Genomic DNA, 12013 nt, shown 5'->3' on the forward strand with positions numbered 1-12013 from the left:
CACTGTCACATGACGAGCGCCGGGTCGTCGCCAGGCACGCCGCCGGAGCGCTGGACAACGCGCGGCGGTCAGTCCTGGGCGTTCCCCTGGGGCCGGTCGGCGCTGGGCATTCCCCTGGGGCGGTCAGTCCTGGGCGTTCCCCCGGGGCTTGTCGGCCGCGGCAGGGCCGCGCTCCGGATCGGCGGGCCGGGCCGGCGCATCGGGACCGGCCTTCGACGATGAAGCGGCTTCGTCCGTCGACGGATCGCTTGCGGCGGTCCCTGGGTCAGCAGCGGGGCTTGCTCGAAGTGGGTTCCTGTCGGTCTCGGTCCCGACGATGAACTGCGGTCCGGTCGCCGGCTCGTCTGCCGACCGATCGGTCGCCGGTGGCGGCTGGTAGGCCGCAGCCGCGTATCCACCGGATTGGCCAAAAGAGCCGTACGCGGCGGTCGGAGCGCCCCAGGTCGCGGGCCCGGACGGACCGGTGTAGCCGCCTTGTTGGCCCGGCGACCACACACCCGCCTGAGCTGCCGGGCCGGCCGGCTGATCGGATCGGCTGACCGGGTTCCCCAACGCCGCCGATGGCCCCGCTGAGGGCGACCCACCGGCCACGCCCGTGGTGGCCGCTGCGGACCCGCTCCCGCGCAGCCAGGGCGGGACGTCAGCGCCGACGACGTAGGCGCCGATGGCGACGACCGCCTGGATGATGCCGAAGATGACCAGCAGGATGGCGCCCATTCCCTTGCTGGCCTGGCTGCCGAAGGCGATCTGGACCGAGCTCTCGGTGCCCAGCGACACGATCGCTCCCGCGGCGCCGCCGACCGAGACGGCCGCGACCGCGAGCCGGGATACCTCACTGCCCGGAAGGAACGCCGCGAGGGCGAGCAGACCGGCGATCAGCAGGAGTACAGGGACATAGGCGGGGCCGACCGCGAACACGGACAACGACTCGTCGGAGCGGCTGACCGAGATCTCCGGTAGGAAGCCCCAGAGGAAGTTCAGGGCGCCGAGGACAGCGACGGCCAAGCCGAGAAGTCTTGCCGGATCGAGGGTTCGCGCGGCGGCGGAGCCGCGGCCACCCCGCGAAGCGCCGGCGCCGGGTCGCCCGATGACGTGCACCGGCCCGGTGTCGCGTTGAGCGTCCGCCGGCGTCCAGGCGGCCGGCCCGGGCACCGCGGGGCCACCGCCGTAACCCGCCGCTGTCGGGGCGGCTTGCCGTTCATGGCCCGGTTGGTATGCCGCCTGGGAGACGCCGACCTGCTGGTAGGCAGCCTGCGGATAACCAGTCTGCGGATAACCAGCCTGCGGATAACCAGCCTGGGGGTCCGCGGCCTGGGCGTAGGCACCCTGTGTGTTCACGGCCTGCGGGGAACCACTTTGCGCGGAGCCACTCGGTGAAAAGGCACCTTGTTGGTACCCGGTCACCGGATATCCGGCGGGCTGCTGCGGCGCGGCCGACCGATACGGTGCGGCCGGCGGGTCGCCGGTCGGCTGCTGGTCGTTGCCGGTCATGGTCGTCTCCTCAGGTCACGCCAACGACAGACCGCCGACAACGCGCTCACCCGTCGACACAGGTGAGTGTCCGGTCGGCGCAGCCGGTATGGCGGTGACGACCACAGGACTGGACCTGATGATCGGCACGTTCGACAGCGTCGTGTTCGAACGTACCGACCTGTCTGCACAGACCGCGCCAGGCAACGGTCGCGTCCCCGCAATTCATCGACGACCCGCAGGTGAACAAGCGCGCCCGGATCAGGCACCTCGAATCGCGCGCACCGGGTCACGCGGCCTGGACCACGCGCCGGGATCACTCCGCCTGGAGCGTGCGGCCCCGGGATACCCGCGTCGCGGTACACGCGTCGCGGGATCCAAGCGCCGCCAATCACGCGGCTACGTCAGGCGATGGCGGCGCGCAGCAGGCGTGCGGTTTCGGACGGGGTCTTGCCGACCTTGACGCCGACCGCCTCGAGGGCTTCCTTCTTCGCCTGCGCGGTGCCGGCCGATCCGGAGACGATCGCACCGGCGTGCCCCATGGTCTTGCCCTCGGGCGCGGTGAACCCAGCGACGTAGCCGACCACGGGCTTACGGACGTTGTCGGCGATGAAGGCGGCGGCGCGTTCTTCGGCGTCGCCGCCGATCTCACCGATCATCACGATGGCGTCGGTCTCGTCGTCGGCCTCGAAGGCTTCCAGCGCATCGATGTGGGTGGTCCCGATGATCGGGTCGCCGCCGATACCGATGGCCGTGGAGAACCCGAGATCCCGCAGCTCGTACATCATCTGGTAGGTCAGGGTGCCGGACTTGGAGACCAGGCCCACCCGACCCGGGCCCGTGATGTTGGCCGGGATGATGCCCGCGTTCGACTTCCCGGGGGAGATGATGCCCGGGCAGTTCGGGCCGATGATGCGGGTCTTGTTGCCGGTGGCCACCGCGTGCGCCCAGGCCTTCGCGGAGTCGTGCACCGGGACACCCTCGGTGATGACGACGGCGAGCCCGATCCCGGCGTCGATCGCCTCGATGATCGCGTCCTTGGTGAAGGCCGGCGGCACGAACAGCACGCTGACGTCCGCGCCGGTCTCCTTCATCGCCTCTTCGACGGAACCGAAGACGGGCTGCGGCGTGCCGTCGACATCGACGGTGGTACCGGCCTTTCGGGCGTTCACGCCGCCGACGATGGTGGTGCCGGAGGCGAGCATCCGGCGGGTGTGCTTCATGCCCTCGGACCCCGTCATGCCCTGCACGATGACGCGGGAGGTTTCGTTCAGGAAGATCGCCATCGTCAGACTCCCGTGCTCTTCAGTGCCGCTGCCGCAAGTTCCGCGGCCTTGTCGGCGCCCTCGTCCATGGTCTGTGCCTGCGTCACCAGGGGGTGCGCCGCGTCGTTCAGGATTCGCCGGCCCTCCTCGACGTTGTTGCCGTCGAGTCGTACGACCAGCGGCTTCGTCGCGTGGTCGCCGAGGATCTCGAGCGCGGAGACGATGCCGTTCGCGACGGCGTCGCAGGAGGTGATGCCGCCGAACACATTGACGAAGACGGCCTGGACGTCCGGGTCGGACAGGATGATGTCCAGGCCGTTCGCCATCACCTCGGCGCTCGCGCCGCCGCCGATGTCCAAGAAGTTCGCCGGGGACATTCCGCCATGGGCTTCACCGGCGTAGGCGACGACGTCGAGCGTCGACATCACCAGTCCCGCACCGTTTCCGATGACGCCGACCTGGCCGTCGAGCTTGACGTAGTTGAGACCCTTTTCCTTCGCCCGGACTTCGAGCTGGTTCTCGGCCGCGTTGTCCTCGAGGGCAGCGTGGTCGGGGTGGCGGAAGCCGGCGTTCTCGTCGAGCGAGACCTTGCCGTCCAGCGCCAGGACGGTGCCGTCGGGGGTCTTGACGAGCGGGTTCACCTCGACGAGGGTCGCGTCCTCGGCGACGAACGTCTCCCACAGATGCTGCAGGATGTCGATCACCTGATCGCGGACCTCGGCGGGAAACCTTCCGGCGTCGGTGATCTCGGTTGCCTTCGCGAGGTCGACGCCGGTCAGCGCGTCGACCGGGATCTTCGCCAGCGCGTCCGGCCGCTCCACGGCGAGCTGCTCGATCTCCATGCCGCCCTCGTGCGTCGCCATCGCCAGGAAGGTCCGATTGGAGCGGTCGAGCAGGAAGGAGACGTAGTACTCCTCGGCGATGTCGCTTGCCGGGCTGATCAGCACCTGCCGAGTGATGTGGCCCTTGATGTCCAGGCCCAGGATGTTGCCCGCGTGCTTGCGGACGTCGTCGAGGGTGGCGGCGAACTTCACCCCGCCGGCCTTGCCGCGGCCGCCGATCTTCACCTGGGACTTCACCATCACCGGTGTCCCGAGCTGGGAGGCAGCCTCGACCGCGTCGTCGACCGTCGTCACCACGACACCGGTCGGGGCAGGGACACCATGTGCGGCGAACAGTTCCTTCGCCTGGTACTCGTACAGATCCACGTCTTCTCCCTCGCAGGACTGCGGGTGCCGGAAAACGAGTCCGGCGCAACCGAAGCCCGGGCGCCGAAGACCGTCGTCGTTACCCTAGCGACCTATGGACGGCCGGACTTGACGGGGAGCTGAGACCTCCCACACGTTGGGCCGGACGGGTAACACACCTGCCCGCCGGGGACCGGGTCGACCGGCGCGCACCCTCCCTGCTCCACCGGCAGGGACCGGTGTGACCGCAACAGGTGTCAGCGCCGTCCGCTCATTCCTGCGCGAGCCTCGGTGCCACCTGAGCGCGCAGCCAGTCGACGATGGTGCTGGTCGGCGCGCCGGGGGTGAAGATCCCGGTGACCCCGATCTCGGCCAGTTCCTTGATGTCCTGCGCCGGGATGATGCCCCCTCCGAAGACCACGATGTCCTGGGCGTCGGCCTCGGCGAGCAGGGTCACCACCCGGCGGAACTGGGTCATGTGAGCCCCCGACAGCACCGAGAGGCCAACCGCATCGGCGTCCTCGGCCAGTGCCGCGGCGACGATCTGTTCGGGCGTCTGGTGCAGGCCCGTGTAGATCACCTCCATGCCGGCGTCGCGGAGCGCCCGGGCGACCACCTTGACGCCGCGGTCGTGACCGTCGAGGCCGGGTTTCGCGACCACCACCCTGATCGGCCGGGTGGGGTCGGTCGGAAGGGCCTCGGTCGCCGAATTTGCGCCGGTCGGCGAATTGGCGGTGATCGGCGAATCGGGGATTGCAGCTGCATCAGCGCCGGTCGGTGCATTTGCGGTGCTCGGTGGATTAGCGGTGCCCGGTGATCCAGCGACCGGTGAACGGGGAACCGACATCATCTGCCTTTCGAGGTGGTGCCCGCCGGAGCGGAGCCCTTGGGCGGCGTGGTGGTGCGGCGGGCGGCGGTGATCCCGGCCAGCGGCGCGGGGGTGTCGATCCGTACCCGCTGGGCAATCTTCGCGAAGAACGGCGCGGCGACCAAGAGGGCCAGCACGGCCAGCACAGCCGCCCAGAGCCCCGCGCCCCAACCGAAACCTGCGACCGCGCGCACCGCGGGCGGAACGATCAACGACTGTCCGACGACTGCCGCCGAAGCCACCAACCACGCGGCGGCGGCGCCGGCCCGGTGTGTGAGAGCCGCAGCCCACACGCCGATGACGCCGCCGATGGCGAGCGCCCAGATCCCCCAGGTGTCCAGGTCGTAGCCGTGCCACAGACCCGGTCCAGACCCGGTCAGGTCACTGTGGGCCGGCAAAGACAGGCCGACGACGATCAGCGCCGTCAGCCCGACCGCGGGCCAGACCCGGGCCGAACGCGCGGCGGCGAGGGTGTCGTCATCGACGATCGCCGGTGAGGCCTGCTCGACGCGTCGCATCGTCAGCACCCCGAGCACAGCGGCCGCGATGGCGCAGAGCGTGCCGAGCACCGAGAACCATTGACCGGGACCGGTTGTCCAGAAGTGTTCCGTTCCGGTCGAGTCACCCGTGGTGGACAGCACGAGGGATCGGGCCAGCAACGCCTGGCCGAACGCGTACACCGCACCTGCCCAGACGACCGTCGCGGCAGCTCGGCCGAGGACGGCGAGCGAGGGCACCAGCGCCAGCACCCCGGCCCCCGTGAGCGGGGCCGCAGCCACCAACTGCGGCAGTGCTGCGGGAAGCAGCGCGCCACCGGCGACATCGTCCGGTGCGGCACCGTCGAGGTACAGCAAAGGCATGCTGCCCGCGCCGACGAGGGCGGCCGCTGCCAGCAGGGCCAGCACGCCGGTTCCGATCGTCATCCATCCCGGTGGGGGGGATCCGTCCGGATCCCGCGCACCGGCGGGGTCGGCCGTTCTTCGGCTGAGCAGTCCGGCAAGGGCCAGTACCAGCGCACCCAGCAACCCGCACCAGACGACCGGGGAAAGACTCGTCGGGGCTCCGAAGAGAACCGCGAGCACGGCTGTCAGGCCGGGCACGGCGGCGGCGAGCGCCGTTCCGCCGAGCAGCGCCCGACCGATGGAGGTCGGCAGCGCCGCCGCGATCACGACCACGACCGCGGCGACGAAGCCCAGCAGGGCGGCCCCGACGAGCCCGGTGAGACTCGACCCGAACGGAAGCACGCGCAGAGCCAGGTAGCCGCCCGAATACGGCGTTCCGAGCGCGCCGACCATCAGCAGGATGGCACCGAGGAATCCGACGAGGACCATCGGCATGTTGAGCGAGCGCCGACCGGGCGAGGCCCGACTCAGCGCGGCGGCCACCTGGGTTCCGTCAAAGATCTCCACGTCGCCGATCGCCCCAGCACTGACGTCCGCATCTGGCGGTATTGGATCGACCGGATCAGGGTTCGGGCCCGAGAAGATTCGCTCGTCGGGCTCATCCCGACCCGGCGCCACCTGAGTCGCCAGCCGCATCGCGGCCAACACTCCGACCGTCAGCCAGAGCACGTCCGCCAGCACCAGAACCCAGCCGCCGGCTGCGGCGGTGAAGGGCCTGGCCCGCTCGGTGGTTTCGGCGAACAGTTCGGGGCGGGTGACCCGGTCGGGTTCGGAGAGGACAGCCACGTCGGTCAGCAGCCGCACCACCCCGATGACGCCGGCACCCGCGGTCGCGGCAAGCCCGAGAACCGGCCGGCGCACCGCCAACCCGACGGCCAGCAGACCCGGCAGCACCGCGGCCAGCGCCGCAGCCGCGACGGCGGTCGTCGGCGACCCGTCGGCCGTGCCGACGACGCCGAGCAGCGGGCTGACGCCAACCAGGACGCCGGCCAGCAGCAGCAGCGTCGACAGCGCCAGAGCGGCCCGCCGCTCGTCGGGATCGACGGCCTGACCGCCGGGGTCGGGCGTGATTGCGGTCACGGTGTCCGCCGGGCCGGGCATGAACCCAGCAGCCGCCCACCGGGAGGCAGAGTGGCACGGCGGGCTGATTGCACGGTTCCGACCGTAGCAACCCAGGGCGACAACGCCGGCCGTTCGAGCGCGGCTTCGGTGCGCAGGTGCAGCTACACCGGTGAGCGCCGGCGATCAGCGATGATCGATGCATGATTCAGCCTCTGGCCATCGGCGTGATCGTCGCCGGCCTGCTGCTCGCCGCGTGGACAGGCTTCCAGGCCTGGCGGCGCCGGCCGACCACCGAGGCCCAGATGGTCGGCGCGATCGTCGTCGAGGTGGCACTGCTGGTGCAGACGGTGATCGCGATCGTCCGACTGACCGGCGGCCAGGAGCTCACCGAGCCGGTGACCTTCGTCGCCTATTCGATCGGGATCCTGTTGCCGCTGCCGTTGGGCTTCCAGCTTGCTCGTCTCGAGCGGACCCGATGGGGGTCGCTGTCGCTGTGCTTCACTGCAGTGGTGGTGGCGGTGATGACCCTCCGGTTGATACAGCTCTGGCAGGCCCCCGTTGGCTGACCAGTCGCCGCTCGGCGCGGATGCCACGGCACCGGACGACGACGGCCCGCCCACCGGACCGCGCCGCGTCCTGATCGCCCTGTACGCGGTTTTCGCGCTGGCCGCCACCGCTCGCGGGGTCGTCCAGATCATCACCAAATACGACGAAGCGCCTGTGGCGTACCTGCTTTCGTTGTTCTCCGGCCTGGTGTACATCGCCGCGACCGTCGGCCTGGTCACTCACCGGCGGTGGTCGCGACCGCTGGCCTGGGCCGCGGTCGGTACAGAGATGGTCGGCGTCATCACGATCGGCATCGCCTCGATCATCGACTCCGAGGCGTTCCCGAAGGACACCGTCTGGTCGCGCTTCGGCGCCGGCTACGGCTACGTGCCGATCATCCTGCCGGTGCTGGGGCTGATGTGGCTCTGGCAGACCAGGGAGTCCGCGCGGTCGGAGGGTTCGTCGGCGGATTAGCCGTGTGGACAACCCGCCCGTTCGGTTGCACTGATCTGTCACTCTGCGCTCGTGTTCAGCGATGACAGCCCGGACGAAGGAGCGGATCATGACGGCCATGACGGTGATGCCCCGCGGAGTGGCCGACTGGACCGTGGACGATCTGGACGCGTTGCCCGATGACGGGCTGCGCTACGAAATGCTCGACGGGATTCTGCTGGTGAGCCCGGCTCCGACCCGGCGTCATCAGCGGGCGGTGGTGCAGCTCGGTCTGTTGCTGGCAGCGGCGTGCCCGCGCGACATGGAGGCGCTGGTTGCCCCGCTCGACTGGCGCCCGGACATCCGAACATCGCTGCAACCGGACGTGCTCGTGCTGAAGAACCGGGACCTCTCGGCGCCCGTCAACGAGTCGATGATCCTTGCGGTCGAGGTGCTGTCGCCGTCGACGCGTCGCAAGGACTCGATCTACAAGCGGTCGAAGTATGAGGACGCAGGCGTTCAGAACTACTGGATCGTCGACCCCGAGGAGCCGTCGATCCTGGCCCTGGAGCTGGTCGACGGTTCGTACGTGACTGTCGGTGCGGCCACCGGCGACGATCCGGTCACGCTCGACAAGCCTTTCCCCGTCACAATTGTGCCCGCTGATCTGCTGCGCTGACCGCCCTGGCAACCGTGAGCAGGTCGCCCGCGACCACAGCTCGGATCGCCAAAGTTCGGAACCAGCGACACCTTAGAGCTTGGTCATCGGCACGCCGCCGATCAGCATCAGCCGGACCTTCCCGGCCGTCCCGAAGTCGATGGTCGCGGTTGCCCGCTGTCCGACGCCGTCGACAGCGACAACGGTGCCCAGCCCGTACTTGTCGTGCGACACCCGGTTACCCACAGCAAGTTCCAGCACCGGCCCGGAACCGAGCGGACGCCGACCGGTCGAGGACGACGATTTCTCCCCGAACCGGCTCGCCGTCATCGGCGCCGAGCGCGAACCCCACCCGGCACCGGATGAGCCGCCGCCGGACGAGTTGCCGAAGCCGCGGCCACCCCGGCCGCCGAACGTCCGACCGTTGATGTTGCCCTCGAACGAGCTGTCCCCGATGAATCCGCCCGACCTGGCGTCCTCATCGGTGCGCCTCCACTCGACGAGGTCCTTGGGGATGTCGTCGAGGAACCGGGACGCTGGGTTGGCGCCGGGCTGACCCCAGGCGGACCGCATCATCGCGCGCGACACGTACAGCCGCTGCTTCGCCCGGGTGATCCCGACGTAGGCGAGCCGACGCTCCTCGGCGAGTTCGACCTCGTCGCCCAACGATCGCTGATGCGGGAAGATGCCGTCCTCCCACCCGGTCACGAACACCACCGGGAACTCCAGGCCCTTCGCTGTGTGCAGCGTCATCAGGGTGACGACACCGTCCGCCGAATCAGGCACCGCATCGGCGTCCGCGACCAGCGACAGCTGCTCCATGACGGCGATCAACAGGTCACCGGCGTCCGGCGGGACGTCCTCGTCCGCCTCCGGGTCGGCCTCCCGCTGATCGACGGCGTCGGCGTCACCGGCGACCGCAGCGACCCCGAGAGCCGCTGTGGCCACGAGTGTCTCGGTCGTCTCCCGAAGCACACTGACCAGTTGGTCGAGGTTTTCCAGCCGGGATCCGTCCTGCGGGTCGTCGGAGGCCTCGAGTTCGGCGCGGTAGCCGGTGCGGTCCAGCACCGCCGTCAGCAGGTCGGCCGGTTCCATCCCGAATCCGACCTCGGCGCGCAGCCCGGCCAGCAGTCCGGCGAACGATTCGAGTGAGTTGGCGGACCTGGTGGCCAGGCCGGGGATGTCCTTGATCCGCTGCAGCGCCTCGCCGAACCCGATGCGCTCCCGTTCGGCGAAGACCGCGACAGTGGCCTCCGCGCGGTCACCGATCCCCCGCCGCGGGGTGTTCAGGATGCGCCGGAGATTGATCTCGTCATCGGGATTGGCGATCGCGCGGAGGTAGGCCAGCGCGTCCTTGACCTCTTTGCGCTCGTAGAACCGGACCCCGCCGACGATCCGGTACGGCATCCCGGTCCGGATGAAGACATCTTCCAAGGATCGTGACGCCGAGTTGGTCCGGTAGAACACCGCGACATCGCCGAACACCGCGTCGCCGGCATCGACGAGGGCGTCGATCTCCTTGCCGACGAACTGCGCCTCGTCGTGCTCGTTGTCGCCCACGTACCCGACGATCTGGGTACCGCCACCCTGCGCGGTCCACAGATTCTTGGCCCTGCGCTCCGGGTTACGGGCGATGACGGCGTTCGCCGCCGACAGGATCGTCTGGGTCGAGCGGTAGTTCTGCTCGAGCATGATCGTCCGCGCGTTCGGGTAGTCCCGCTCGAACTCGACGATGTTGCGGATGGTGGCGCCGCGGAACGCGTAGATCGACTGATCAGCGTCGCCGACCACGACCAGTTCGGCCGGGGGCACCGATGACGCCGCCGGACGCACCAGCTCGCCGTGGGCGGTGCGGACCTCCCGCTCGTCGGTGGTCCCGCCGACCAGGTGCTTGACCAGCATGTACTGGGCGTGGTTGGTGTCCTGGTACTCATCGACCAGCACGTGCCGGAACCGTCGCCGGTAATGCTCCGCAACGTTGGGATACGCCTGCAGCAGCTCGACCGTCTGCATGATCAGATCGTCGAAGTCGAACGCCTGCGCCGCCCGCAGCCGGGACTGGTAGCCCTCGTAGACCCGCGCGACGATCTTCGCCTGATCGGAATCCGCCCGGTCGATCGCCGTCTGCGGATCGATCAGCTCGTTCTTCAGGTTGGAGATCTGCGCTGCGAGCGAACGGGCCGGGTACTTTTTGGTGTCGATGTTCAGCCCGTTGGCCACCAACTGCGCCAGCCGCTGCGAGTCGGCGGCGTCGTAGATGGTGAAGGTGGACTTCATCCCGAGCTGACCGGCCTCGGCGCGAAGGATCCGGACGCACATCGAGTGAAACGTCGACACCCACATCGCGCGGGCTCGGTTGCCGACAAGGTCGCCGACGCGCTCCTTCATCTCCCTGGCGGCCTTGTTGGTGAACGTGATCGCCAGGATCTCGCCGGGCTGCGCCCCGCCCACTGCCAGCAGGTATGCGATACGCCTGGTGAGCACCCGTGTCTTGCCCGAGCCTGCTCCGGCAACGACGAGCAGCGGCGCTCCGCGGTGCTCGACGGCCTCCCGCTGTGGCGGGTTGAGGCCCTCCAGCAACTCGTCGGCGCGCTGCTTGGCCCGCTCGGCGCGTTCCCGGGCGCGTTCGGCATTGGCGGCCGCGGCTTCCGCGCCGAGGTTGCGAACACCCACCGCCGCGGCCGTCGCCACACCGGCGGGAGGGAGCTCGAAAAGGCTTGTCATATCGGCAACAACGCTACCCGGAACAGCCGACAGGACGGTGACGCCGCCACGCGCGTCCGGGTCGGGAGCGCCCGGACCGGGTCGTCGCGCGCCGGGGTGCGTCTTGTTGGCGACGACGCCCTGACGTGTGCACATCTGTGTGCGAAGGGGATGCGGACGACCGGGCTGATGTGGTTCACTACCCGACATGACCTGCCGCGGAACTCTCAGCTGTGCGCTCGCACGGCCGGAGTTTTTTTATGGGTACCGGATCCCGGTGCCCGTCCGCGGCTGAACCAACCGCCACGACGACGCCCCGAGGTCCGCAGAGACCCGGGGCGTTTTTCGTACCCGGCTCGAGCGGCCAGGGGCAGAATGAGGTTCGATCATGACCACCCCAGTCAGCACCGCCCCAGCCAGCACCGCCCCGACCAGCACCGCCCCGACCAGCACCGCCCCGATCGCCGCACCTGCCGGCGCCCCGACTGCAGGCGCCCCGGCCAGTAGATCTCTGGCCGACAGCGCGGTCCGCGCTACCCTCCCGGTGCACCAGCGGACCCGAGCCACCCTCACGGAGCAGGCCATCGACGCCACCGATCCAACCCAGGCACCGGCACCCGAGCTGATCCCCGTTCCACAGGATCAGGAGGGGATCGACGTGCTCCGCAAGGAGATCGACGCGATCGATGCCGAACTCGTCAAGCTGATCCTGCACAGGACCGCGATCTCGCACGCCATCGGCACCGCGCGCAAAACCCTCGGCGGACCCAAGATCGTCTACAGCCGTGAGATGGCCATCTTGGAGCGCTTCCGCGCGCTCGGCCCTGCGGGTACCGACCTCGGGATGCTGCTGCTCGCGATGGGGCGCGGCCGGCTCGGCCGCAAGTAACCCGTCACAAGCACCCGTCACACGCACCCGT

10 protein-coding genes are annotated in these 12013 nt (G+C 69.6%); 4 read left to right on the forward strand and 6 right to left on the reverse strand.

Features of this window, described 5'->3' with window-relative positions:
- Window positions 1–123: 123 nt before the first annotated feature.
- The 5 genes from ACVBEQ_RS14610 to ACVBEQ_RS14630 all read right to left on the reverse strand — a co-directional run bounded on the left by ACVBEQ_RS14610 (window position 124) and on the right by ACVBEQ_RS14630 (window position 6793).
- Window positions 124–1491: a DUF5336 domain-containing protein gene (locus ACVBEQ_RS14610; protein ID WP_447154035.1), complete on the reverse strand. Its 1368-nt coding sequence runs from the start codon at window positions 1489–1491 to the stop codon at window positions 124–126.
- A 383-nt stretch (window positions 1492–1874) separates the two neighbouring features.
- Window positions 1875–2756: a succinate--CoA ligase subunit alpha gene (gene sucD / locus ACVBEQ_RS14615; RefSeq protein ID WP_447154036.1), complete on the reverse strand. Its 882-nt coding sequence runs from the start codon at window positions 2754–2756 to the stop codon at window positions 1875–1877.
- A 2-nt stretch (window positions 2757–2758) separates the two neighbouring features.
- Window positions 2759–3943: an ADP-forming succinate--CoA ligase subunit beta gene (gene sucC / locus ACVBEQ_RS14620; RefSeq protein WP_447154037.1), complete on the reverse strand. Its 1185-nt coding sequence runs from the start codon at window positions 3941–3943 to the stop codon at window positions 2759–2761.
- Window positions 3944–4193: 250 nt separating this feature from the next.
- Complete coding sequence (locus tag ACVBEQ_RS14625; RefSeq protein ID WP_447154087.1) at window positions 4194–4592, reverse strand: cobalamin B12-binding domain-containing protein; 399 nt, start codon at window positions 4590–4592, stop codon at window positions 4194–4196.
- 176 nt (window positions 4593–4768) lie between these two features.
- Complete coding sequence (locus ACVBEQ_RS14630) at window positions 4769–6793, reverse strand: hypothetical protein (RefSeq protein WP_447154038.1); 2025 nt, start codon at window positions 6791–6793, stop codon at window positions 4769–4771.
- Window positions 6794–6954: 161 nt separating this feature from the next.
- On the opposite strand from ACVBEQ_RS14630, the gene ACVBEQ_RS14635 reads away from it, so the two are divergent.
- The 3 genes from ACVBEQ_RS14635 to ACVBEQ_RS14645 all read left to right on the forward strand — a co-directional run bounded on the left by ACVBEQ_RS14635 (window position 6955) and on the right by ACVBEQ_RS14645 (window position 8411).
- Complete coding sequence (locus ACVBEQ_RS14635) at window positions 6955–7320, forward strand: hypothetical protein (protein WP_447154039.1); 366 nt, start codon at window positions 6955–6957, stop codon at window positions 7318–7320.
- Complete coding sequence (locus ACVBEQ_RS14640) at window positions 7313–7774, forward strand: hypothetical protein (protein ID WP_447154040.1); 462 nt, start codon at window positions 7313–7315, stop codon at window positions 7772–7774. The genes ACVBEQ_RS14635 and ACVBEQ_RS14640 overlap by 8 nt, the downstream gene beginning before the upstream one ends.
- Window positions 7775–7862: 88 nt before the next feature.
- Window positions 7863–8411: a Uma2 family endonuclease gene (locus ACVBEQ_RS14645; protein ID WP_447154041.1), complete on the forward strand. Its 549-nt coding sequence runs from the start codon at window positions 7863–7865 to the stop codon at window positions 8409–8411.
- Window positions 8412–8483: 72 nt separating this feature from the next.
- On the opposite strand, the gene ACVBEQ_RS14650 is transcribed toward ACVBEQ_RS14645, so the two are convergent.
- Window positions 8484–11114, reverse strand: a complete 2631-nt coding sequence (locus ACVBEQ_RS14650; protein WP_447154088.1) for a UvrD-helicase domain-containing protein — start codon at window positions 11112–11114, stop codon at window positions 8484–8486.
- 367 nt (window positions 11115–11481) lie between these two features.
- On the opposite strand from ACVBEQ_RS14650, the gene ACVBEQ_RS14655 reads away from it, so the two are divergent.
- Window positions 11482–11982 carry a chorismate mutase gene (locus ACVBEQ_RS14655; protein WP_447154042.1) on the forward strand — a complete coding sequence of 167 codons (501 nt, stop codon included), beginning with the start codon at window positions 11482–11484 and terminating at the stop codon, window positions 11980–11982.
- Window positions 11983–12013: the final 31 nt, after the last annotated feature.

This window comes from Nakamurella sp. GG22 (assembly GCF_052976845.2).